General features: G+C 63.0%; 27 protein-coding genes. 22 read left to right on the forward strand and 5 right to left on the reverse strand.

Annotation, left to right across the window (positions count from 1 at the left end; all coding sequences use genetic code 11):
• The first annotated feature begins 215 nt into the window (after window positions 1–215).
• The 13 genes from HU764_RS13245 (at window position 216) to HU764_RS13305 (ending at window position 14,989) form a co-directional block, all read left to right on the forward strand.
• Window positions 216–1,511 (forward strand): MFS transporter, encoded by a 1,296-nt coding sequence (locus tag HU764_RS13245; RefSeq protein ID WP_099453999.1) that lies wholly within the window; start codon window positions 216–218, stop codon window positions 1,509–1,511.
• Between the two features lie 207 nt (window positions 1,512–1,718).
• Window positions 1,719–2,024 carry a hypothetical protein gene (locus tag HU764_RS13250; protein ID WP_099453998.1) on the forward strand — a complete coding sequence of 102 codons (306 nt, stop codon included), beginning with the start codon at window positions 1,719–1,721 and terminating at the stop codon, window positions 2,022–2,024.
• Between the two features lie 48 nt (window positions 2,025–2,072).
• Entirely contained in the window at window positions 2,073–2,624 is a 552-nt protein-coding gene (locus HU764_RS13255; protein WP_027594869.1) for a YbhB/YbcL family Raf kinase inhibitor-like protein, read from the forward strand.
• 563 nt (window positions 2,625–3,187) lie between these two features.
• A complete protein-coding gene (locus HU764_RS13260; protein WP_186676788.1) occupies window positions 3,188–4,249 on the forward strand; it encodes a 3-deoxy-7-phosphoheptulonate synthase in 1,062 nt (353 codons plus the stop codon).
• A gap of 79 nt (window positions 4,250–4,328) precedes the next feature.
• Entirely contained in the window at window positions 4,329–4,610 is a 282-nt protein-coding gene (locus tag HU764_RS13265; protein WP_027594867.1) for a peptidylprolyl isomerase, read from the forward strand.
• Window positions 4,611–4,737: 127 nt separating this feature from the next.
• Complete coding sequence (locus HU764_RS13270; RefSeq protein WP_225935723.1) at window positions 4,738–6,573, forward strand: extracellular solute-binding protein; 1,836 nt, start codon at window positions 4,738–4,740, stop codon at window positions 6,571–6,573.
• Window positions 6,570–7,628: a microcin C ABC transporter permease YejB gene (locus tag HU764_RS13275; protein WP_027594865.1), complete on the forward strand. Its 1,059-nt coding sequence runs from the start codon at window positions 6,570–6,572 to the stop codon at window positions 7,626–7,628. Before HU764_RS13270 ends, HU764_RS13275 begins: the two co-directional genes overlap by 4 nt.
• Window positions 7,628–8,644, forward strand: a complete 1,017-nt coding sequence (locus HU764_RS13280) for an ABC transporter permease (protein WP_186702607.1) — start codon at window positions 7,628–7,630, stop codon at window positions 8,642–8,644. Before HU764_RS13275 ends, HU764_RS13280 begins: the two co-directional genes overlap by 1 nt.
• 140 nt (window positions 8,645–8,784) lie before the next feature.
• Entirely contained in the window at window positions 8,785–9,555 is a 771-nt protein-coding gene (gene hbdH / locus HU764_RS13285) for a 3-hydroxybutyrate dehydrogenase (RefSeq protein ID WP_186702608.1), read from the forward strand.
• Window positions 9,556–9,612: 57 nt separating this feature from the next.
• A complete protein-coding gene (gene eco, locus HU764_RS13290; protein ID WP_186676783.1) occupies window positions 9,613–10,092 on the forward strand; it encodes a serine protease inhibitor ecotin in 480 nt (159 codons plus the stop codon).
• A gap of 145 nt (window positions 10,093–10,237) precedes the next feature.
• A complete protein-coding gene (locus tag HU764_RS13295; RefSeq protein ID WP_186702609.1) occupies window positions 10,238–12,196 on the forward strand; it encodes an acetoacetate--CoA ligase in 1,959 nt (652 codons plus the stop codon).
• A gap of 37 nt (window positions 12,197–12,233) precedes the next feature.
• Window positions 12,234–12,509: a peptidylprolyl isomerase gene (locus tag HU764_RS13300; RefSeq protein WP_009686637.1), complete on the forward strand. Its 276-nt coding sequence runs from the start codon at window positions 12,234–12,236 to the stop codon at window positions 12,507–12,509.
• A 146-nt stretch (window positions 12,510–12,655) separates the two neighbouring features.
• Window positions 12,656–14,989, forward strand: a complete 2,334-nt coding sequence (locus tag HU764_RS13305) for an autotransporter family protein (RefSeq protein WP_186702610.1) — start codon at window positions 12,656–12,658, stop codon at window positions 14,987–14,989.
• Here the strand turns inward: HU764_RS13305 and HU764_RS13310 are convergent.
• The gene (locus tag HU764_RS13310) at window positions 14,986–15,609 is read right to left on the reverse strand and encodes a LysE family translocator (RefSeq protein ID WP_027594859.1); all 624 of its coding nucleotides are present in this window, start codon (window positions 15,607–15,609) and stop codon (window positions 14,986–14,988) included. The two genes, HU764_RS13305 and HU764_RS13310, sit on opposite strands and share 4 nt — an antisense overlap.
• Window positions 15,610–15,739: 130 nt before the next feature.
• On the opposite strand from HU764_RS13310, the gene HU764_RS13315 reads away from it, so the two are divergent.
• Both HU764_RS13315 and HU764_RS13320 read left to right on the forward strand, forming a co-directional pair.
• Complete coding sequence (locus HU764_RS13315; protein WP_186702611.1) at window positions 15,740–16,549, forward strand: helix-turn-helix transcriptional regulator; 810 nt, start codon at window positions 15,740–15,742, stop codon at window positions 16,547–16,549.
• Between the two features lie 80 nt (window positions 16,550–16,629).
• Entirely contained in the window at window positions 16,630–17,244 is a 615-nt protein-coding gene (locus tag HU764_RS13320) for a LysE family translocator (RefSeq protein WP_186702612.1), read from the forward strand.
• On the opposite strand, the gene HU764_RS13325 is transcribed toward HU764_RS13320, so the two are convergent.
• The gene (locus tag HU764_RS13325; RefSeq protein ID WP_099429480.1) at window positions 17,192–17,917 is read right to left on the reverse strand and encodes a metallophosphoesterase; all 726 of its coding nucleotides are present in this window, start codon (window positions 17,915–17,917) and stop codon (window positions 17,192–17,194) included. The genes HU764_RS13320 and HU764_RS13325 overlap by 53 nt on opposite strands.
• 75 nt (window positions 17,918–17,992) lie before the next feature.
• Between HU764_RS13325 and HU764_RS13330 the strand changes: the two genes are divergently transcribed.
• The 3 genes from HU764_RS13330 (at window position 17,993) to HU764_RS13340 (ending at window position 19,567) form a co-directional block, all read left to right on the forward strand.
• On the forward strand, window positions 17,993–18,508 hold the full coding sequence (locus HU764_RS13330; RefSeq protein WP_186702613.1) for a DUF3016 domain-containing protein: 516 nt from the start codon (window positions 17,993–17,995) through the stop codon (window positions 18,506–18,508).
• A 76-nt stretch (window positions 18,509–18,584) separates the two neighbouring features.
• Window positions 18,585–19,328 (forward strand): carbon-nitrogen hydrolase family protein, encoded by a 744-nt coding sequence (locus tag HU764_RS13335; protein WP_186676754.1) that lies wholly within the window; start codon window positions 18,585–18,587, stop codon window positions 19,326–19,328.
• Complete coding sequence (locus HU764_RS13340; protein ID WP_186676753.1) at window positions 19,325–19,567, forward strand: hypothetical protein; 243 nt, start codon at window positions 19,325–19,327, stop codon at window positions 19,565–19,567. Before HU764_RS13335 ends, HU764_RS13340 begins: the two co-directional genes overlap by 4 nt.
• A gap of 11 nt (window positions 19,568–19,578) precedes the next feature.
• On the opposite strand, the gene HU764_RS13345 is transcribed toward HU764_RS13340, so the two are convergent.
• Window positions 19,579–20,079, reverse strand: a complete 501-nt coding sequence (locus tag HU764_RS13345; protein WP_186702614.1) for a methylated-DNA--[protein]-cysteine S-methyltransferase — start codon at window positions 20,077–20,079, stop codon at window positions 19,579–19,581.
• Window positions 20,080–20,154: 75 nt separating this feature from the next.
• The gene (locus HU764_RS13350) at window positions 20,155–20,955 is read right to left on the reverse strand and encodes a lipopolysaccharide biosynthesis protein (protein ID WP_186676750.1); all 801 of its coding nucleotides are present in this window, start codon (window positions 20,953–20,955) and stop codon (window positions 20,155–20,157) included.
• Between the two features lie 352 nt (window positions 20,956–21,307).
• Between HU764_RS13350 and HU764_RS27685 the strand changes: the two genes are divergently transcribed.
• Entirely contained in the window at window positions 21,308–21,514 is a 207-nt protein-coding gene (locus HU764_RS27685) for a hypothetical protein (protein ID WP_027594850.1), read from the forward strand.
• Between the two features lie 143 nt (window positions 21,515–21,657).
• On the opposite strand, the gene HU764_RS13355 is transcribed toward HU764_RS27685, so the two are convergent.
• Window positions 21,658–22,017, reverse strand: a complete 360-nt coding sequence (locus HU764_RS13355) for a hypothetical protein (protein WP_027594849.1) — start codon at window positions 22,015–22,017, stop codon at window positions 21,658–21,660.
• Window positions 22,018–22,206: 189 nt separating this feature from the next.
• Between HU764_RS13355 and HU764_RS13360 the strand changes: the two genes are divergently transcribed.
• The 3 genes from HU764_RS13360 to HU764_RS13370 all read left to right on the forward strand — a co-directional run bounded on the left by HU764_RS13360 (window position 22,207) and on the right by HU764_RS13370 (window position 23,228).
• Window positions 22,207–22,422, forward strand: coding sequence for a hypothetical protein (locus HU764_RS13360; RefSeq protein WP_186676749.1), 216 nt, complete (start codon window positions 22,207–22,209; stop codon window positions 22,420–22,422).
• Window positions 22,423–22,506: 84 nt separating this feature from the next.
• Window positions 22,507–22,968 carry a GNAT family N-acetyltransferase gene (locus tag HU764_RS13365; RefSeq protein ID WP_186702615.1) on the forward strand — a complete coding sequence of 154 codons (462 nt, stop codon included), beginning with the start codon at window positions 22,507–22,509 and terminating at the stop codon, window positions 22,966–22,968.
• 50 nt (window positions 22,969–23,018) lie between these two features.
• Window positions 23,019–23,228 (forward strand): hypothetical protein, encoded by a 210-nt coding sequence (locus HU764_RS13370; protein WP_186676736.1) that lies wholly within the window; start codon window positions 23,019–23,021, stop codon window positions 23,226–23,228.
• Window positions 23,229–23,251 lie beyond the last annotated feature (23 nt).

Consider the following 23,251-nt stretch of genomic DNA (forward strand, 5'->3'; position numbering starts at 1 on the left):
CAATGACAGAGTCCGCGCCTGAACACATGACCGCCCATGTGAAATAGGCTCAACCGACCCCGCCCGGCCCAGCTCCCTTACGGCCCAGCGGTTGAGTCTTGCCCAGGTCGCATCCAGCCCAGGCACATCCGTGCAGCCTCTTGGCCCCCTTTCGGGCCCAGTTGGCGTGCGCGTCCGAAGAGGCGCTCATTCCGCTCATCCAACTTGAGGTACGTATGTCTCCGCGTTTGCTGGCCATGGCGCTGGCGCCCCTGCTCGGGCTTTTCATCATTGCCCTGGGCAACGGTTTCATGTCTTCCCTGACCACCCTGCGCCTGGGCGCGGCCGGTGAATCAGCCACCACCATCGGTATTGTGTCGTCCAGTTACTTCATTGGCTTGACCCTTGGCGCGATCTTCAATGACCGGCTGATCCTGCGCATCGGCCATATCCGCGCCTACACCAGCTTCGCCTCGCTGATCGCCGCGACCATCCTGTTGCAAGGGCTGTTTTACGACACTACGTGGTGGTCGATCCTGCGCCTGATCAACGGCTGGGCTGCGGTGGGCGTGTTCCTGGTGATCGAGAGCTGGTTGCTGCTGGCCGGCGACGCGAAAATCCGTGGCCGCTTGCTGGCGCTGTACATGATTGCCTTCTACGGCGCCGGCGTTATTGCCCAGGCAGGCCTTGGCGAAATCACCCGCCTGGGCGACACCGCGCCGTTCATGCTCGCGGGCATGCTGGCGGCGCTGTCGGTGCTGCCGATCGTGATCCTGCCGCGGGTGTCGCCACTGCTGGACCAGGTCGAACCGCTGAAGCCCCGCCAACTGCTGGGGGTGGCGCCGTCGGGTTTGGTCGGCTGCTTCGGTTCGGGGGTGGCGATTGCCGGCATTTATGCGCTGCTGCCGCTGTACCTCCAACGTATTGGCCTGGACGTGGGCGAGGTCGGCAGCATGATGGCCTGGGTGATCCTGGGTGCGATGCTGCTGCAGTACCCGGTTGGGCGCTGGTCCGACCGCAAGGACCGCCAGGATGTGCTGATTGCCCTGGCCGGCCTGTGCGTGGTGCTGTCGTTGATTACGGTGTTCTTGCCGTCTGAATCGTCATTGCTGCCCGCAATGCTGTTCCTGCTGGGTGGCGGCGTGTTCGCCCTGTACCCGGTAGCGGTCAGCCACGCTGCCGACCGTGCACCGTCCGACGCGCTGGTGCCGATGATCCAGGGCCTGCTGCTGATCAACTCGCTGGGTTCGGCGCTGGCGCCGCTGGCGATTTCGCCGATGATGACGTCGTTTGGCGAGGCCGGGCTGTTCTGGGCCTTTGCAGCGGTCAACCTGGCCATGGTCAGCTTCTTCCTGTGGCGCCGAGGCAAGCGCCCGGCGGCCGAGCACCCGGCGCCGTTCGCGGCCTCCACCACCTTCTCGCCCACTGGTGCCGAGTTGCGGGTGACTGAAGACCTGATGCATGCCGCGCAAGAGCATCCGCCGCTGGAGCCGGTGCAAGGCACAGGGGCAGCGCAAGCCGAAACCCGATAACCCCACCTCGGTAGGAGCAGCCCTGTGCTGCGAAGAGGCCAGTGATAGCAGCGAAGATCTGTTGTGTGGTCACCGGCCTCTTCGCAGCACAAGGCTGCTCCTACACAGAAAACGCGTGTTCCTGGGTGACCACCCGTCGCCCAGAGGGCACCGCGCCGCCCTGCTCCAGCCAAACGAATGACAGATCATCCGCACGGGAGATTCATCATGATCCGCATTCGCCCCCTTTCGCTGTGCCTGGCCTTGGCCCTGGGCGCCATCACCGGCACCAGCTTCGCTGCCACCGAACCCACCAATACCGACACCCGCCCACAAACCGACCAGTCCGGCGGCAAGACCGCAGGTGACGGAAGCAGCGTCAACAGCCCCGGCAGCGGCCAGGACAACGACAGCAGCAACACCGGCACCGATGCCGCAGACGGCGCCAGTGGCGGCTCCAACAGCACCGGCGAAGCCACAGGTTCCGGTGCCGGCTACGATGGCGGTACCGCTGAGGACCAGGACAGCCGTTGAGGCTCGGCTGGACTACACTGCGCTCCATCGCCCTGCCAAGGAGTTGCCATGAACGCCAAACCCTGGCTGCTCGCTGCCCTGCTGCCTTTCAGCGTACTGGCCGCCGGGCCGGGCTCTGGCGCACTGTCGATCAGTTCTTCCTCCTTCACCGACGGTGGCGTGATTGCCCTGCAACAGGTCGGGCCAGACCCGGCCTGCGGCGCAGGTGAAGAACGCACCCCGCAACTGAGCTGGGACAACCTGCCCGCCGGGACGCGCTCGCTGGCGCTGGTGATGTTCGACCCGGATGGCGGCAAAGGCCTGGGGGTGGTGCACTGGGTCGCCTATAACATCGACCCAGGCCTGGATGGCTTGAAAGAAGGCGTGGCCGGACTGACCAGCCCTGCCGTGACGGTGGGACGCAACTCCCGCGGCACCGCCAGCTACCGTGGCCCATGCCCGCCCGCCGGGGACAACCCGCACCACTACGCGCTGACGTTGATTGCAACCGACCTCGAACCCGGCATCCTGCCAGCAGACCTGGACCGCAATGGGCTACTGCAGTTGCTGCAAGACCATGCCTTGGGCGCGCAAACCTTGGTGGGGCGTTACGGCCACTGAACAGGCCATGGCCCCCATTACCGGCAATGATCAACGTCATTGCATTTACCCATTGAACGCCGCGCCTGATCTGAAGTAAGCTCGGGCTCATTCACTGGAGAGCAACATGCCGAAACGCACCTGCAATCATGCCAATCACACCGGTCGCACCCTGCGCCCTGTGCTGGCCGTTGCCGGTTGCAAGGCTCCTGTCAGCTTTTATTTTGGGTATTGGTTTAGCCACTAGGCGCCGCTGATACCCACACGGCGCCCACTTTCGAGGGGCCGCCGAACATGAGAATACTCAAACCCCCGGTCGGCTCCCCGACCGGGGGTTTTGCTTTTCAGGCTTTTGAACATTACCGATTTACCTTGAGGACAGATTCATGAACTACGCCACTTATTACTGCGCAAACACCTATGCCTGGCGATTTAGCCAATCCCGTTCGGGCCAGCCTGCCGCCTCCGATCGGTCCTTCAAGGGTGGCAACGCTGCAGCCAACACACCTACAACGATCTGTCGAACACCTCGATAGGGCCGACGACGCGGGCCAGAACCCGCCGTCCGCCCAGGGAAAAACGCCATGCAAGCCTCGAACCTCGCCCTGCCCCTGAACCAACCGCAAGCTGCCAATACTACCGTCAGCCAGCGCCTGCCCAGCCCCCACCTGCTCAAGCAGCAAATGCCGCTGTCCGCTGAGCTGACTCAGCAAGTCCATGCCCACCGCCAGGCCATCCGCGCCATTCTCGAAGGCCGCGACCAACGCCTGTTGGTAGTGGTAGGCCCCTGCTCGATTCACGACCCTCGCTCGGCGCTGGAATACGCCGACCGCCTGGCCGCGCTGAGCCGCGAAGTGGATGACAAGCTGCTGCTGGTGATGCGCGCCTACGTCGAAAAACCCCGCACCACGGTGGGCTGGAAAGGCCTGGCCTACGACCCGCACCTCGATGGCAGCGATGACATGCACGCCGGTATCGCCTTGTCGCGCGGCCTGATGCTGAACATGATCGAGCGCGGCCTGCCCATTGCCACCGAGCTGCTGCAACCGATGGCCGCGGGCTACTTCGACGACCTGCTGGGCTGGGCCGCGATCGGTGCACGCACCACCGAGTCGCAGGTGCACCGTGAAATGGTCAGTGGCCTGGAACTGCCTGTGGGCTTCAAGAATGGCACCGACGGCGGGATTGGCGTCGCCTGCGACGCCATGCGCAGCGCCGCGCACCCGCACCGCCATTTCGGCATGGATGCGCAGGGCTACCCGGCCATCATCGAGACCCTGGGCAACCCCGACACCCATTTGGTGTTGCGCGGCGGCCATAAAGGCCCGAACTACGATGCCACGAGCATCGCCCAGGCCCGCCAAGGGTTGGCCAAAGTGGGGTTACAGGCGCGGATCATGGTCGATTGCAGCCATGCCAACAGCGGCAAGGACCCAGCGCAGCAGCCCGCGGTATTCGAGAACGTGCTGGCACAGCGCGTGGCCGGTGACCGTTCGATTGTCGGCGTGATGATCGAAGGGCACCTGTTCGATGGCTGCCAGTCCCTGGGCAAAGGCGCACTGAAGTACGGCGTGTCGATCACCGATGGCTGCCTGGGTTGGGCGTCGACTGAAACCCTGTTGCGCGAGGCGGCACAAAAACTGTAGGAAGCCGCTAGCAAGCCTTGCGAGACATTTCCCGAACAAGTGCGCTAGGCTTGCGTTTTTACCCTAAGGAGCAGTACCCATGGCACGTGCCACCGCCCGCCACATCCTGGTCAGCAGCGAAGACAAATGCAACGAACTGAAAGCCCAGATCGAAGCTGGTGCCGATTTCGCCGAAGTCGCCAAGGCCAACTCCACCTGCCCATCCAGCCGCCAAGGCGGTGACCTGGGCTCGTTCGGCCCGGGCCAGATGGTGCGTGAGTTCGATACCGTGGTCTTCAGCGCGCCGCTGAACGTTGTCCAGGGCCCCGTGAAAACCCAGTTCGGTTATCACCTGCTGGAAGTGACCAGCCGTCAGGACTGATACCAGGTTGTTCCTCAGGAACGACTCAGCCTCTGTAGGAGCAGCCTTGCGCTGTGAAGTGGCCCGGCCGGGCAATTTCGTTGACCGTGCTGACGCCTTCGCAGCACAAGGCTGCTCCTACAAGGGCTTGTATCGCCTGGGCTGGCTGGTTTTGTTTCTGTGCTTTTCCGTCAACACCCACGCTGCACCCACCCACGCGTTGACCGTCTACGGCGAAGCCCCCCGCTACAACCAAAACTTCCACCATTTCGACTACACCAACCCCAACGCCCCCAAGGGCGGCATATTGCGCCGCTCGGCCATGGAGATTGGCCAGTTCGACCATGTTCTGCCGTACATCGACAAAGGCATCGGCGTCAACGAAGTCGATGGTTGGCTGTACGCGCCATTGGCCGTGCGCTCATTCGATGAACCCTACACCGTCTACGGCCTGATTGCCCGGCGCATGGAACGTGGCCCGGACGATGCCTGGCTGCGCTTCGAGATCGACCCCCGCGCCACCTTCGCCGACGGCAAGCCGGTGCGCGCCGAAGACGTACGCTTTACCTTCGAGCTGCTGATGAGCAAAGGCAGCCTCAAGTACCGCACCCAGTTCGCCGAGGTCGCTGGGGTTACCGTAGAGGGCCCGCATCGCGTGCGCTTCGACTTCAGGCAACCCCATGGCCGCACCCTGCCCTTGGACTTGGCCAGCCTGCCGGTGCTGCCCGAGCATGACTGGCAACAACGCGATTTCGCCAACGGCGCCGGCTTCGACAAACCGGTCGGCAGCGGCCCGTACCGCATCGGCCAGATCGACAATGGCCGCAGCATCAGCTTTGAACGTGACCCAACCTGGTGGGCCAAAGACCTCCCCGTCAGCCGTGGCCGCTACAATTTCGACACGCTGCGCATCGAATACTTCGGCGACACCGAAGTGGCGCGGCAGGTGCTGAAAGGGGGCGGCTACGATTACAACCGCGAGTTTTCTGCCACGGCCTACACCCTCGGCTACAACGGCGCGCAGCTGGACGACGGCCGTCTGCAGCGCGCGCACCTGGGCCCGGCCAAACCGCAGGTTGCCCAAGGTTATGTGTTCAACCTGGACAAACCGCCGTTTCGCGACCGCCGCGTGCGCCAGGCGCTGGGCATGCTCTGGGACTACGAGTGGAGCAACCGGCAGATGATGCGCAACCTCTACATCCGCCAGCAGAGCGTGTTTTCCAACACCCCACTGGCCGCCCGCGTATTGCCCGACGTCAGCGAACTCGAACTGCTGGAGCCATTACGCGGCAAGGTGCCAGATGAGGTCTTCGACCGCGTGTTCACCGCCCCGGTCACCGATGGCACGGGCATCATCCGCACGCAACAGCTGCAAGCGTTGGCCTTGTTGCAGCAAGCCGGCTGGCACCCCGAGGGTGACCGCCTGGTGAACGCCCAAGGCGAGCCGCTGGAATTCACCTTCCTCAACGGCCAGGCTGGCCTGGAACGCCTGCTGCTGCCATGGAAGCGCAACCTGGCGCAGATCGGCGTCACCCTGAACATCCGCAATGTCGACTCGGCCCAATACGTCAACCGCCTGATGGCGCGTGACTACGACATGATCGTGACCGGCTACCCAGTCACGCTGTCGCCGGGGGCCGAGCTGTACAACTACTTCGGTTCGGCAGCGGCCCACGACCCCGGCTCGAACAACCTGATGGTGCTGCAGGACCCTGCAGTGGACAGCCTGATCGACGGCCTGGTACGCGCCAGCACGCAAGCCGACATGCTGCGCCATGCCCATGCCCTGGACCGCGTGCTGCAGTGGAACTACTACTGGATCCCCAACTACTACCCGCCCGGCAGCTCCACGGCCTGGTGGAACCGCTTTGGCTTGCCCAAGGTTCAGGCCACCTATGACGAAGGCCTCGACACCTGGTGGGAAGTCAGCCCTACCCCGCTGACCAACGCGCAGATGGCCGAACGCCTGAAGGCCTCACCATGACGGCCTATATTCTGCGGCGCCTGTTGCTGATCATTCCGACGCTGCTGGCGATCCTGCTGGTCAATTTCGCGATCGTCCAGGCGGCGCCTGGTGGCCCGGTGGAGCAAGCGGTGGCGCGGCTGCAGGGTATCGGCGGCGGCGCACCAGGCGCCCGGGCCGAGGTGGCGCATGGCGAGTCACGGGCCACCCGCGGCCTGGACCCCAAGCTGATCGAGGCGATCAAACACCAATACGGTTTCGATAAATCAGCCCCCGAGCGCCTCTGGCTGATGCTCAGCCAGTACGCCCGCCTCGACTTCGGCCAGAGCTTCTTTCGTGGGGCCAAGGTCACCGACCTGATCCTCGACAAGCTCCCGGTCACCCTGTCGCTCGGCTTCTGGGCCACGCTCATCACCTATCTGGTTTCTATCCCCTTGGGTATCCGCAAGGCGGTGCGCCATGGCAGCCGCTTCGATGCCTGGAGCAGCGCACTGATCGTGATCGGCTACGCCCTGCCCTCGTTCCTGTTCGCCCTGTTGCTGATCGTGCTGTTCGCCGGCGGCACGTCGCTGAACTGGTTCCCGGTGCGCGGCCTGGTGTCGGAAAACTTCGACCAGCTCAGCCTGCTGGGCAAGGTCGCCGACTATTTCTGGCACCTGGTGCTGCCGGTCGGCGCACTGGTGATCGGCGGCTTCGCCACCCTGACCCTGCTGACCAAGAATGCATTCCTTGACGAGATCTCCCGCCAGTACGTGGTCACCGCCCGGGCCAAGGGGCTGAGCGAGCGGCGCGTGCTGTACGGCCACGTGTTGCGCAATGCCATGCTGCTGGTGGTGGCCGGGCTGCCCCAGGCACTGATCACGGTGTTTTTTGCAGGTTCGCTGCTCATCGAAGTAATCTTCTCCCTCGATGGCCTTGGCCGGATGAGTTACGAAGCCGCCGTGTCGCGTGACTACCCGGTGGTCTTCGGCACGCTGTTCATCTTTACCCTGGCGGGCTTGTTGATCCGTCTGATCGGCGATGTGTGCTACACCCTGCTCGACCCGCGTATCGACTTCGACACGAGGGCCAACTGATGCTCTCGCCCGTGTCACGCCGCCGCCTGCAACGCTTTCGCCGCAACCGCCTCGGCTGGGTATCGCTGTGGCTGTTCGCAGCGCTATTGCTGCTGAGCCTGGGCGCAGAGCTGGTGGCCAACGACAAGCCCTTGCTGCTGGGTTACAAGGGCGAGCTGTACACCCCGGCGCTCAAGCGTTACACCGAACAGCAGTTCGGCGGCCAATTGCCGTTCCAGCCAGATTACCGCAGTGCCTACGTGCGCCAATTGATCGAGGCCCAGGGCGGCTGGATGCTGTTCGCCCCCATCCCCTTCAGTGCCGACACCCCTAACTACGACCTGCAAGTGCCCACCCCCAGCCCACCCAGTACCAGCAATTGGCTGGGCACCGACGACCAGGGGCGCGATGTGCTGGCCCGGGTGCTGTACGGTACCCGAGTGTCGCTGCTGTTCGCCTTTGCCTTGACCCTAGTCAGCGTGCTGATCGGCGTGACGGCCAGAGCCTTGCAGGGCTACCACGGCGGCTGGGTCGACCTACTGGGGCAGCGCTTGCTGGAGGTCTGGTCGGGGTTGCCGGTGCTGTACCTGTTGATCATCCTTAGCGGCTTCGTCGAGCCTGATTTCTGGTGGTTGCTGGGGATCATGGCGCTGTTTTCGTGGCTGACCCTGGTCGATGTGGTGCGCGCCGAGTTTTTGCGCGGGCGCAACCTGGAATACGTCAAAGCCGCGCGGGCGCTGGGCCTGCCAGACAGCCAGGTGATGTTGCGGCACATTCTGCCCAACGCCATGAACGCCACGCTGACCTATGTGCCGTTCATGTTGACCGGGGCCATTACCACCCTGACTGCGCTGGACTTCCTGGGCTTCGGCATGCCGGCCGGCAGCGCCTCGCTGGGCGAGCTGGTGACCCAGGGTAAGCAGCACCTGGAAGCGCCCTGGCTTGGCTTTACTGCGTTTTTCGCGTTAGCGGTGATTCTGTCGCTGCTGGTGTTCATCGGCGATGCGCTGCGCGAAGCGTTCGATCCACATGGTTAATGCACGACCCCTGTAGGAGCAGCCTTGCGCTGCGAAGAGGCCAGTGAAACCCCTGTAAATCTTAGCTGCTTCCACCGGCCTCTTCGCAGCGCAAGGCTGCTCGTACAAAAAGACCCACAACCTGCACTGGGAGCATTCGCATGACCCTCAAAGGCAAGACTGCACTCGTCACCGGTTCCACCAGCGGTATCGGCCTTGGCATCGCCCAGGTGCTGGCCCGTGCCGGGGCCAACATCCTGCTCAACGGTTTTGGCGACCCGGCGCCGGCCATCGCCAGCATTACCAGCCATGGCGTGAAGGCCGTCCACCACCCCGCCGACCTGTCGGATGTAGCCCAGATAGAGGCCCTGTTCGCCATGGCCGAGCATGAATTCGGCGGTGTCGACATTCTGGTCAACAACGCCGGTATCCAGCACGTGGCGCCGGTCGAACAGTTTCCCGTGGAGAGCTGGGACAAGATCATCGCCCTCAACCTGTCGGCGGTGTTCCATGGCAGCCGCCTGGCCCTGCCCGGCATGCGTGCACGCAACTGGGGGCGGATCATCAACATCGCTTCGGTGCACGGGCTGGTCGGCTCGACCGGCAAGGCCGCCTACGTGGCAGCCAAGCATGGCGTGGTGGGCCTGACCAAGGTCGTGGGCCTGGAAACGGCCGCCAGCAATGTCACTTGCAACGCGATCTGCCCTGGCTGGGTGCTGACCCCGCTGGTGCAAAAGCAGATCGACGACCGCGCCGCCAAGGGTGTAGACCCGCAGCAGGCGCAACACGACCTGTTGGCCGAGAAGCAGCCTTCGTTGGCCTTCGTCACCCCCGAGCACCTGGGCGAGCTGGTACTATTTCTGTGCAGCGAGGCCGCAAGCCAGGTCCGTGGTGCCGCCTGGAATGTCGACGGTGGCTGGCTGGCCCAGTGAGGGCCGGCCACGACCTGGCAATGGTCTTGCACCCTTTTCAACTGCAAGGAGGCCTACATGCGCCCACGCCCACTGTCCGCGATCCTGACCTTGACCCTGGCTGCCGCCGCCCCGGCGATGGCTGCCAGCTTGAAGGATATCGCGCCCTATCCTGAGGCGGAAAAAGGCTTCACCCGGCAGGTCATCCACCTGCCGGCCCAGGCTGACGAGTCGGCCTATAAACTGGAAATTCTCGCGGGCAAGACGCTGAAGGTCGACTGCAACCGCCAGCGCTTGGCGGGTAGCCTCGAAGAACGCACGCTCGAAGGCTGGGGCTACAGCTACTACCGCCTGGATAAGGTCGGCGGCCCTGCGAGCACCCTGATGGCCTGCCCGGATGGCAAGAAGACCGATGCGTTCGTGCCGGTGGTCGGCGAAGGCTTCATGCTGCGCTACAACAGCAAGTTGCCGGTGGTGGTGTATGTGCCCAAGGACGTCGAGGTGCGCTACCGCGTGTGGTCGGCCTCGCAAGACGTGCAGAAGGCTAAAGTGGAATAAGAAGCTCGCATCACGCTGACAGGCAGGAGCAGCCTTGCGCTGCGAAGAGGCCAGTAATAGCGCCGAAGATTTACAGTGTCTTCACTGGCCTCTTCGCAGCGCAAGGCTGCTCCTACCCCCCTCCCGCAACAACTGGAGGTTCGCCATGAATGACGTACTCTGGAGCCCCTCCACAGCGCAGATCGAGGCCAGCCGGATGGTTGCGTTTCGCCGCTGGGTCAACCTGCGCTACAACCTCGAATTAAACGACTACCAGGCACTGCACCGCTGGAGCATCGAGCAGCGCTCAGCCTTCTGGCAGAGCCTTGCCGAGTACTTTCACGTTAACTGGCACCAGCCACCGAGCCACGTGCTGCGCGAAGGCCCGCAAATGCCCGATGCCCAGTGGTTCAGCGGCGCCACCCTTAATTACGCCGAACACCTGCTGCGCCGGCGCGACGACCGCCCGGCATTGATCGCCGTACGCGAAGACGGCCAGCGCCGAGTGCTGAGCCATGCGCAGTTGGCCGCCGAGGTCGCGGGGCTGCAACGGGCGTTCGAGGCCTCTGGTGTGAAACCGGGCGACCGCATCGCCGCCATCATGCCCAACACCTGGGAAACCCTGGTAGCCATGCTGGCCTGCACCAGCCTCGGCGCAATCTGGTCCAGCGCTTCACCCGAATTCGGCGTGCACGGCATCATCGACCGATTCGGCCAGATCAGTCCCAAATTGCTGATCGTCTGCGCCGGTTACCACTATGCCGGCAAGGTCATCGATCAGGTCGACAAGGTCAACCAGGTCTGCGCCCAATTACCAGGCCTTGAGCAACTGATCGTGGTACCCCATACCCGCAGCGGGACCCGCGCCGACGAATTCCACGCGTCCCGTGTCGACCTGTGGGAGGTCTTTTTCCAGCCCGGCGGCATGCCTCGCTTCACCCCGCTGCCGTTCGATCATCCGCTGTGCGTCCTCTACTCCAGCGGCACCACCGGCGTACCCAAGTGCATCGTCCACCGCGCCGGTGGGGTGCTGCTGCAGCACCTCAAGGAACACGGCCTGCACAATGACCTCAAGGCCGATGATGTGCTGTTCTACTACACCACCTGCGGCTGGATGATGTGGAACTGGCTAGCCAGCGGCCTGGCTGTAGGTGCCACACTGGTGCTGTATGACGGCTCGCCCTTCCACCCCGGGCCAGCGCGGCTGCTGGACTTGATCGACGCCGAGGGCATCCATGCCTTCGGCACCAGCGCCAAGTACCTGGCCGCACTCGAACAGCAAGGCCTTGAGCCTGCCGCCACGCACCGCCTGACCAGCTTGCGCCTGCTGCTGTCGACCGGCTCGCCACTGTCGCCGCACAGTTACGATTACGTTTACCGCAAGATCAAGGCCGATGTATGCCTGGCCTCCATGTCCGGTGGCACCGACATCGTTGCCTGCTTCGTGCTGGGCAACCCGACGCTGCCGGTGCATCGCGGCGAAATCCAGTGCAAGGGGCTGGGCATGGCGGTGGAGGTCTGGAACGCGCAACGCCAGAACGTGTATGACGAAAAAGGTGAACTGGTGTGCCTGCAGCCGTTTCCGTCCATGCCGCTGGGCTTTTGGCACGACCCCGATGGCAGCCGCTACCACGCGGCCTACTTCAGCCAGTTTCCGGGGGTCTGGGCCCAGGGCGACTATGCCGAGCAGCGTGCCAGCGGTGGCCTGATCATCCACGGCCGCTCCGATGCCGTGCTCAACCCTGGCGGGGTGCGCATTGGCACGGCAGAGATCTACCGCCAGGTGGAGAAGGTCGAAGAGGTGCTGGAAAGCGTCGCCATCGGCCAGGACTGGCAAGGCGATGTGCGGGTGGTGCTATTCGTGCGCCTGCGCGACGGCCTGCAGCTGGATGAAGCCTTGCGCCAACGCATTCGCCAGGTGATACGCCAATACACCACGCCGCGCCATGTGCCTGCGGTGATTGCCCAGGTCAACGACATCCCGCGCACCATCAGCGGCAAGCTGGTGGAGCTGGCGGTACGTGATGTGGTTCATGGCCTGCCGGTGAAAAACACCGACGCCCTGGCCAACCCGGAGGCGCTGGAGCAGTTCCGCAACCACAACGCGCTGCACAATGAGGCATAATGGCGCCCTTTTTTTTACCCCGAAGCACAGGTGTCCCATGAAAGCTCAAGCCCGCCACATCCTGGTCAAGACCGCTGACGAAGCCGAAAAGCTCAAGCAGCGCATCGCCAATGGCGAGGCTTTCGACGTGCTGGCGAAGAAGTTTTCCACCTGCCCGTCGGGCAAGCGCGGCGGTGACCTGGGTGAGGTGCGGCCTGGCCAGATGGTCGGCGCCATCGACCAGGTCATCTTCAAAAAGCCGCTGCGCGTGGTGCATGGGCCGATCAAGAGCAAGTTCGGCTACCACTTGGTGCAAACCTTCTACCGCGACTGACAGCACCTAGGTAGCAACAGGCCACCTAGCATTATTGCCAGTTGTTCAACGTCAGGCATTTCCCTACAACTCAGGCAGGACCGATACGGTGCGCCTAAGCGCCGCGTCAGGCAGTGGTCCCCTTCTGAGGACACGGAGACCTGCCGATGCGTTATCACCGCCTGCTTGCCCCTGCCGCGTTGCCACTGCTCGCACTGCCGACGCTTGGCTACCCTGATTCACTGACCGTCATGCCGGGCGACAGCCTGGGGGCGATCTCGCAAACCCAACAGGTCGACACCTTCACCATGAGCGGGGGCACGGTCCAGTCGCTGAACCAGGGCCAAGGGTTCGATACTTTCACAATGTCGGGCGGGCGCATTATCGGTGCGTTCGAGGATGGCGATCATGCAATCTTTTCGGGCGGCCAGATAGGGCGAGTCGACTTGAAGCTCGCTGACAACTACTTCGAAATGTCCCAGGACACTGCCGTTGCAACCGAGATCGACGGCAACCTGGTGAGCGGCTTTGGCAACGACACGATCCTGCTGCGCGGGGGCTCGATTGGCGGCAATATCAGCACCAGCGGCGGCCAGGACCGCATTACCATCAGTGGTGGTTCGCTCAAGGGGAATGTGCTCGCCAGCGCCGGCAACGACACCTTCACGTGGTCCGGCGGCAGCATCGGCGGCCGGGTCGATATGGGTATTGGCGATGACTCCGCGACAATCGACAGCCTCGATGCCAAGGCCTTGAACATCAGCGTCGACGGCGGCGCTGGCAATGACACCCTGGTGTTCAACCGCAGCCAGGTGACGCGCGGTGGGTTGTACACCAACTGGGAATCCGTGGCGTTGACCAACGCCAGCCGATTCACCCTCGACGACACCCTCACCTTGGGCGACCTAGGCACCGACACACTCCCCGCGACCGGTACAGGCAGCTTCAAAATCGATGCGAGCAGCGCGCTGATCGCACGCCAAGGCAGCATCGTGAGTATCCAAAACGGCAACAAGGTGTCGGTCGAAAACGCCGGCACGATAGACCTGTCGCAGGGCAACGATGCCCAGGGGCGCTTGAGCATTCAAGGCGATTACACCGGCAACAACGGCACCCTGCGCGTGAACAGCGTGCTGGCCGGGGATGGCGCGGCCTCCGACCGCCTGGTCGTCAGCCGCGGGGTTATCGCTGGCAGTACTGGCCTGCTGGTCAATAACTTGGGGGGCGCAGGCGCGGCGACCACACAGAACGGTATCCAAGTAGTCGAAGCCCGCGAAGGCGCTGTCAGCCGGAACGACGCTTTCGTCCAGACCCAGACGCTTTCGGTTGGTGCCTACGACTATCGCCTGTTCAAGGGTGGTATCACAGCAGGCAGTGAAAACAGCTGGTACCTGCGCTCGACCTTAGTCGCCCCGCCCGCTCCGGCGCCGGCACCGCAGCCCGGCGAGCCACCCGTGATCGAACCGGCAGCGACCCCGCCTGTGGTTGCGGCGGCGCCCGGGCAAGCTGAACTGCCTGCGCCCGTACAGGGCAAGCCCTTGGCGCTGTACCGCCCCGAAGTCCCGGTGTACGCCGCTGCCCCTAGAGGCGCCGCGATCATCGCCCGCCAAGCGTTGGGCACCTTTCACCAGCGCCAGGGCGACCAGCAGTTGTTGGCCGGCCAAGGCGGGCTCCCCGCCAGCTGGGGGCAGGCCTACGGCGGCACGCTGCGCCAGCAATGGACCGGCACGGTCAGCCCCAGCCTGGACGGTGACCTGTATGGCTTCAAGGTCGGCCAGGACGTGTATGCCAAGGTCAATGACAGCGGCTATCGCCAACAGGTCGGCGTGTATGTCAGCCACAGTCGCCTGGACGCCGACGTCAAAGGGTTTGCCCTGGCCGTACAAGACCGCAGCGTCGGTGACCTGAAGCTCGATGGCGACAGCGTCGGCGCTTACTGGACGCTGGTCGGGCCGCAGCGCGGGTACCTGGATGCCGTGCTGCAGTACACCGACCTGGATGGCCGGGCGCGCTCGCACCGTGGTGACAAGCTGAACATCAAGGGCCATGCCTGGACAGCGTCACTGGAGTCCGGCTACCCCATCGCCCTGTCGCAACGCTGGGCCGTGGAGCCGCAAGCCCAGTTGATCGCCCAGAAGGTCTCGCTGGACACCGCTCGTGACAGCGTCTCGCGCGTCAGCCATGACGCCCAGGTTGAACTAACGGCGCGCTTGGGTGCGCGCCTTGAAGGCACCTTCACTGGCACCCGTGGACGCCTGCTGCAACCTTATGCGCAGGTCAACCTGTGGCACGGCGACGGTGGCCGCGACACGCTGACGTTCGATGACCTCGACACGATCAAGACCGACTACCGCTACACCTCGGTGCAACTCGAAAGCGGTGTGGTGGTGCAAGTGAGTGAAGCGCTGAGCCTGCACGGCGGCGTGCAGTACAGCGCTAACTTGGACAGCCGCCAGCAGGAAGCCAGCGGCGTGAACCTGGGTGTGCGCTGGCAGTTCTAACGGCGCGCTGCCAGCAGACCGAGGCCAGCGCAGCCCAGCAAGGAGGCGCTGACCCGGTTGAACATCCGGCGCGGCCCAGGTTGGCTGAACCAGCGCTGCATATAGGCGCCAAGGCCCGCATAGATGGCGATGGCGGCCCACTCCAGCAGCAGGAACAGCACGCCAAGCCACAGGAACTGCTCACTGACCGGGGTAGCACCGCCGACCGAGACGAACTGCGGCAGGAAGGCTGTGAAGATCAGGATGGCCTTCGGGTTGCCCGCCGCCACCCAGAACTCCTGCCGCGCCAGGCGCCAGGTGCCGCGTGGGTGATCACCCGCCACCACGGCTTCACCAACAGGGGCCCGCCACAGCTGCCAGGCAATGTAGAACAGGTAGGCAGCACCAATCACCTTGATGGCGAGGAACAAGTATTCACTGGTATGCAGCACCACCGCCAGGCCCATGGCCGCCAGCGCAATCATGCCGCTGAAAGCGACAATGCGCCCGCCACCGGCCACGCAGGCCGTGCGCAGGCCGTAGCGGCTGGCATTGTGCAACGACAGCAGGTTGTTGGGCCCGGGCGCCATGTTGAGGGCGAAGCACGCGGGGATGAACAGCAGCAAACTGGCAAGATCCATTTTTATTGTCCTCTGACATCAAGCGCTTATTTCGACCGCAGACGCGCACAGGGTCAAGTTACAGCCAGCCGAAAAAACTGTACGGGTCCCCTGCTACTGGTAAGCTTTTGCTCCTGTCGAGGACCCTTTCATGCCCCGCTCACAAGCCCGCGTCTGGCGCGATACTGCCCTGCCCTTCGTCGAAAGCCGCCGCGCCTGCCACAGCCGCGCCTGCTACAAGGCGCATAGCCATCCGACCTTTTCCATGGGCGCAGTGGATGCCGGCTTCAGCCTGTTTACCGGCGCAAGCGGTGGTCAGCAACGCCTGACACCCGGCACTTTGGTGATGGTCCCGGCAAAGCGTGTGCATGCGTGCAATCCGGCGCCTGGCCAGGCCTGGAGCTACCAGATGCTGCACGTGGATGCCGACTGGCTGTCGCAACTGCGCCTGGAGTCTGGGCTGCGCGGTGCGCAGGCGGGTGAGCCTGCACGTATCAGCCATGTGCCCGCCTTGTACGGCCAGTTCTGCGCGCTGAATGCCTTGTTGTTCTCCAGTGCGAGCAACGGCGAGAAAGAGGCGGCGCTGATTGCTTTCATGGGGGACCAGGACTTCTGCTCGCACCCGACGCTGGAGGCGACACCGGCGCTGGGCGCCTCCCTGCTCAGTGGCCTGGTCGAGCGGATCGAGGCTGAGGACCCTGCGCAACTGAGCCTGACGTTGTTGGCCCAGGAGACGGGATTGGGGCGTTATCAACTGATCCGGGCGTTTCGCGCAGCCACCGGCCTGACGCCCCATGCCTACCTGCTCAACGCCAGGGTCAATCGCGGTCGGCTTCTGTTGAACCAGGGCCTGGCGCTGGCAGAGGTCGCCTATCAGCTTGGGTTTGCCGACCAAAGCCACTTTCAGCGGGTGTTCAAGGCGCACGTGGGCGTAACGCCCGGGCAATACCGAGGCCATTGAGGCCCCGCGCAATAATCTTCAATACGGGCTCCAGGCTCGACGCCAGACTGCGGTTTTCCCCTGCCGGAGTCGTCCCGCCCATGGAGCAGTTCCTGATCGTCGCCCTCGCCCACTTCCTAGCCCTGCTGTCACCCGGCCCGGACTTTTTCCTGGTTGCCCGCACCTCCATCAGTGGCGGTTGGCGCACCGCCAGCGGCGCGTGCCTGGGTATCGCGTTGGCCAATGGCGCCTTCATTGCCATGGCCTTTACCGGCCTGTCGATTTTGCGCGAAGGCAGCACGTTATTCATTGCTTTGCAACTGGCCGGTGCGGCTTACCTTTTGTACATCGGCACACAATTCTTGCGCTACGCCGGGCATTCCAACCTGGCCGCAGTGGCCGGCAATGGCGCTGTACCAAGTGGGTGGCGCAGCCTGGCGATGGGCTTTTTGTCGGGCATTCTCAACCCCAAGAACGCGCTGTTCTACGCCAGCCTCGCCAGCATGGTCGCCAGCAGCAGTGTCGGCTGGAAGGTGGTGTATGCGGGCTGGATGTTCTGCATCGTGCTGCTCTGGGACCTGCTGGTCGCCGTGGCCATCGGCAACCAGCGCGTGTTGCAGCGCTTCGCCCGCGCCTTGCCCTGGCTGGAGCGGGCTTCGGGGGTCATGCTGATGGTGTTGGCCGGGGGGTTGCTTGTGCACCTTGCGCTGGGCTGACCAGCTCAAGGGTGGCCAGGTCGAGCAGGCTGAAATGGCCGCTGGCCCAGCCGCCGGTGTCCAGGTGCCAGACATTGCCCAGCTGTTTGACCTGCAGCACGGGTGTATGCCCGACCAACAAGGCACGGATGCCGTGCACAGGCCGGGTGTCGCCCTCCTTCAGCCGGCGCCGCGACCATTGGCAGACTTCGCGTACCTCGGGGTCGTCATCCAGTTCCAACCAGCTACGTAACACGGGCCAATCGGCGAAGGGGCTGTCGGCATGCAACAGACCGATCAGGCCCGCTGCACTTTCAACTTCCATGCCGATCGGCAATTGCTCGAAGCGTTCGACAAAGCGTCGCTGCTCGGCCTTGGGCAGCTCAAGAAACCAGCCACCACCGGCGGCGTGGTACATCTCCAGGTCGAGCCGGCCACCGCGCAGGTAGGTAACCGCCAGCGCCTCATGGTTCCCCTGCACGGCATGAAACCAGGGCAGGTCCAGCCATGCCAGCGCCGCGTGGCTGAGCGGACCGCGGTCGACCAGGTCACCGACGCTGAACAGGCGGTCCACTGCGGGGTTGAACCCAACCGCTTGCAGGCACCGAACAAGGCGCCCGAAGTGCCCGTGGATATCACCCACCGCCAGGTCTCGACCCAGGGGGTTGGCGGCTACCCGCCGAAACCGACTCATTACAAACTTCCTCTGCGGGTGCTGTCATGGCAGGCGTAGAATAAAAGGACACGTCTTTCACCTTGGAGGTGCATCATGCGTACCGCCCTCGTGTGTGCCGTGCTCGTGGCGCTGTCATTGAACAGCATGGCACAAGGTGCTCCGGCTGCGCAGGTCGAGGTGCGATTCGACCATCCCGAAAAATTTCGCGATGCCAGCCTCGACAGTGCCGGCTACGAACGGGGTGCCGATGCCTATGTCATGAAGGCCCTGACCGAGTACCTGCAGAAGCTCGGCCAGCGTTACTTGCAAGCTGACCAGCAGCTGGTTATCGACATCCGTGACATCGACCTGGCCGGGCGCTTCGAGCCTTGGCACAGCAATGCCTACGATGTGCGCTTCATGCGCGAAATCACCTGGCCGACCATCGACCTCAGCTACACCCTCAGCCAGCCCGGCAAACCTGCCCAGCAAACGCAGGAACGGGTCAGCGACAAGATGTACCTCAGCCGCCCAGGGCGGGTGACCAGCAGCAGCGACCGCCTGTATGCCGAAAAGGCCATGCTGAACGACTGGTTCCGCCAACGCTTCGCACCGCACGCGCCTTCCTGAAAAACCCTTCACTGGTACAGGTGTTGCGGCCAGGCGTATGCTCGGCCCTTGACTTGTACCAGGGAAGGAGCTGTTGATGAAGATTTGCGCCGTGCAACTGGCGTCGCTCAAAGGCGATATTCAGGGCAACCTTGCGCGTCATCTGTATTGCATCGAGCAGGCTGCGGCGCTGGGTGCTGAGCTGGTGGTGTTTCCTGAACTGTCACTGACCGGCTATGAGCCGACCTTGGCCCGCCAGCTCGCCCTGCCGTTATCCACCCCACGGCTAAAGCCACTGCAGGCACTGTGCGACCAGCATGCTCTCACAGTCGCCGTGGGCCTGCCCTTGCCAACGCCTCACGGCATTCGCATCGGCATGCCGATCCTGAGCCCAGGCATGCCCCGCCAGGCGTATGCCAAACGGCGCCTGCACGGCGATGAACTGCCCTACTTCGCCGCCGGCGATCAGCCCTTGGTACTCGAGGTGGCCAAGCACCGGGTAGCGCCTGCCATCTGCTACGAGTCGATGTTCATCGAACATGCTGCCGAGGCGCGGGCACAGGGCGCGCAAGTGTACCTGGCCAGTGTGGCGAAAACGGCCAAGGGCATTGGTGAGGGCTACGAGCATTACCCGGAGGTCGCCCGCACGCTGGGCCTTACCGTCTTGTTGGCCAACTGCGTGGGGCCTGCCGATACGTTCATCGGCGCAGGTGGGTCTGCGGCCTGGGATAACCAGGGTCGGCTGCTGGCCAGCCTGAATGACACCTGCGAAGGGCTGATTCTGCTGGATACCACCCACTCCAGCGCGACCGCTGTGCCACTGAGGGTGCTGACTGCGTGAAGTATCTGTTGTTGACGCTGGCGAGCTACGCATCCACGCATTACTTGGTTGGGCTGTTGATCCAGGGTCAATTGGCCGAAATCGCCGAAGGCCTGCGCCATCGACCGGGTGCGCCCACCGCTGGCGAATACTTGCGAGAGGTCCGGCCCCATGCCCGGCGGGCCCACCGTCAGTACACCTTGATGGCCGGATCAGCGCTGGCGCTGGTGGCCTGCCTGGTCGCCAACTGGATCTTTTAGGTTTGCCGGGCTCAGAGTGCCAAGGCCAGGCTTTCTCTGCCTTCCAGCGCCAGCAGGTATTGCTTCGCCTGAAGCCCTCCGGCAAAGCCGGTGAGGTTGCCTGAAGCACCAATTACCCGGTGGCACGGCGCAATGATGGAGATCGGGTTACGGCCATTGGCCGCGCCTACCGCACGGACCGCGCTAGGGTTGCCGATCTGCCGGGCAATGTCGCCGTAACTGCGGGTTTCACCGAAAGGAATGGTCAGCAATGCCTCCCACACCTCGCGCTGAAACGGCGTACCGGCAAAATCCAACGCCAGGTCGAAGTGTCGCCGCGTGCCGGCAAAGTACTCGCCTAGCTGGCGGGCGGTGTCCAGCAGTACCGGGCACCGGTCATCACGATGGAGCTCACCGAGCCGCACGCGGTTTTCCCGCTCCTCCTCCCAGAGCACGGCTGCCAGCCGTTCGCCACGGGCGACCAGCGTCAGCGTGCCAACGGGGGATTGCATGAAGGTGAAGGCGCTGGACATTGGGGGCTCCTGCAGGGTGCGAGATGGTCAGCGCACTCTACGCAGGCGCAAGGCCACACGCACCCGCTTTCTTGCTCAACCAATCCCGCAGCCGGCAATCCGCCTGGCTTCTGACAGGTTGACCTTGGGGATCAGTTCGGCCGGGATGCGCGACGCCGCCGACAGGTTGTAGACGTGAAAATGCTCATTGACCACTTGCCGCGCCATCAATGTCAGTGACGGCAGGATGCGGCTGTCCCAATGCTGGTCCAGTCCGCACGGTGAATGTTGCCCTTCTTCGGTCTCGTAGAAGCGCCCCACCGTCTGGTCAAGGTCGACCCCCACCAGCAGCACCTCTTCGAACCCCAGGTGATAAGCCAGTTGCAGCGCCACGTAGGCGACTGTGCGGGCATCGAAAAAACCCTGCGACAAGTCTTTGCTGAAGGCGATCGACCGTGCCCGTTTGCTCCACAATGCGCGGCTGCAGACGCAACTGTCACCGTGCCCGCGCACACCGTCGAGCAGGCCGGGTGTGTGCGCCTTGTGCAAGGTATAGCATTCGCTAGCAGCTGGTATGTCGGCACCCTCGAATTGCTCTGGCCACAGCGCGAGCCGTTGGCTGTCACGCAGGGCGGTGGCAAACAGATCAGGTTGCTGCAGGCCGAAGCTTTTGTCGGTGCACACGTAGAAAAACGGTTTCACGCCATGCTCTGCTGTCATGGCGACTGAACCGTTCATGGCAATGATCGGCAGATGGGCAAAATCAGCCAGCGGGAAATGCCTGGCTGAAGCACCCGAGGCCAGAATCACCACGGGGCCTTGCTGAGTATTGCGACACGCCTCGAAACTGGAGAACGCCCCGCGTTCAGCACTGGGCTGCGACGGAAGTGTGTTCATCGTTTGCTACTTTGGACTGGACAGTACAAACACGATACCGGTCCTTGTATGCACAACGGACGCTTTTACAAAAACCTTACACAAAGCGACTGATGGGTCTAAATCTGTCCAAAAGTGGAAGAAATGACAGCGCCCTTCTCCACACAAGCGCAGTGTTTCTACAGACCCGTAGTCTCGGTCGTTGTTCACCCGCCTGCAGGCCTGGCAGGCGCTTTGCCCCCACTGTACCGACGAACGGGCGTGCAATCACTGGTGTCATGCCCCGGGCTATTCGTCGCTTGCTCATGAGCCAGCTTGATGGTTACCAACTGCCCGACTAATACTTAGGTCTCTGCCTGGGGAGGCACGAAACATGCAACCAAGATTCGTTATCGTTCCGGCGGTACCCATCGAAAAGGAGTCATTCCGCGTCGGTAGCCGGTACTACGCAGCGACCGTATGCGGTGGGTTCGACATTTATGACAACCTGGCGAAGGAGCGGCTCAAACCCAGTTACCCGAACAGGACCGATGCAGAAGTGCAATGCCAGCGGATGAACACAAAACTCGAAGCACGCTGAGGGGAAGTCGCCGAAGCAGGTGCGCGCCGCACACGGCGGCTGCCTCGGGGGTCGCTGCGCGGCCCCATTCACCGCCGATGACGCTTAACTGACTGGCAGCCAGCTACCAACATGGGCGGTATGGGCAGCTCAGGTTACTGAGCTCATTCCAGGCACTCTCTTGCAGCCTGGCGCAGTTTGTCGCCCGAAAGGAAGCTGCCTTTATAGAACGTGGCGCGGCTGCCGTCGCGCGACTCAACCACCTCGAGGACATCGTCGGAGGCCACTGCGCTTGGCGCGGTCAATCGATAGCCGTGGGCAATCGATTTCTGGTTGGCGAGGGGCGCCAGTGCTTGCCACTTGGGCATTACACAGGCGGCATATTGTGCAGGGGTTTTGGAGGTCAGCTTACTGGCTGTGGGGTTACCCGGTGTTGCGCAACCGGCAAGGCTGGCAGTCAACAAGGTGCAAACAAAGATACGAAATGTAGGCATTTGCAATTGACCAATAGAGATACAGGGCATTCTACCCAGCGTCGCAACTTAGTTCCAATCAACCAAGGTCGTGGTGCGTTTTGCTTAGCGTGAAGATTTTATCGGAGCTTCATTAGAGCGGTCACCTGTTAATTCTGCTAGTAGCCATAGTCGTGAAGCGGGCACAGAGTAGCCCGTGCAGATACTCATAAGCGTGGTGCATTACAAGGAGCGCTCCCCATGCCATCCAACCGTACGCAATTTTTCTATCAGAATGGTCACCTGCACACGCTGAAAACAGGTGAAGAAAGCCGCGCTATCTTTCGGGGTGCAGCGAACATCGCGCATGCAGAGCTGAACGCCGCCAACGCACAAAGTGGCTTATTGGCAACGGACGATAAAGGCTCAGTTTTACAGGTACAAGGTAATGAATCAGGTAAGTCGGACACTGACTAGCCTTAGCATGAAAAACTTCACTTGCGTCTCCACTTGAGGGTTGTGTCATGATGCGCTGAACAGGTACTACCGTGCAGGATGCCCATGCCTCAATTTGATTGGCTCGCGAATCACATGAACCATTGCAACGCCTTCGCTCAGTGGATTCATCAGCAATTCACGTATGAGTTCGACGGCATCGACCTTTCGCGATGGCAGCACGAGTTCGCAGAAGGCCAGGGCAATGGTGACTGGCAATGCCTGATTGCCCTAGAGCAAGGCCAGTTGTTGGGCGGTGCCGCTCTAGCAGCCCAAGACTTGCCTTCCCGCCCGGACCTCGGCCCTTGGCTTGCCTGCGTGTTCGTTGACCCGGCAGCCAGAGGAGCCGGTATCGCCGAGCACCTGATTGAGCGCCTATGTGCCCATGCGCGCACTGCCGGCTTCGAAACCTTGTACCTGCACACCCATGATAAACAGGCTTACTATGAGAAGCGTGGCTGGACGGTCATTGAGCAGTTCGAGGCGTGGGGCAACAAGCAGTGGCTGATGTCACGCACGCTTCGCTGAACGGCCAGACAGGGTTGTAGACGCACACTTCAAGGAACGCACTCACGCTCATGGAACCGCTTCATACCATCAAAGCCGATCTCGTCAAAACCGCCGACCACCTGAATGAACTCAGTAAAGCCATGACCGGGCACGCCAAGTTCATGGAAGCCCGGGCGACCGCAGACAGCGAGATCGATGTACGCGCTCATATCAAGTCCATCGATGGGGTTGCCAGTGAGCTGAGGTCCGTCGCAGCAAAGATCAAGGATGAGCCCTGACCTACGCCCAACCCGCGGCAACC

Origin of the sequence: Pseudomonas kermanshahensis, assembly GCF_014269205.2 — a bacterium.
Taxonomy (GTDB): Bacteria; Pseudomonadota; Gammaproteobacteria; order Pseudomonadales; family Pseudomonadaceae; genus Aquipseudomonas; species Aquipseudomonas kermanshahensis.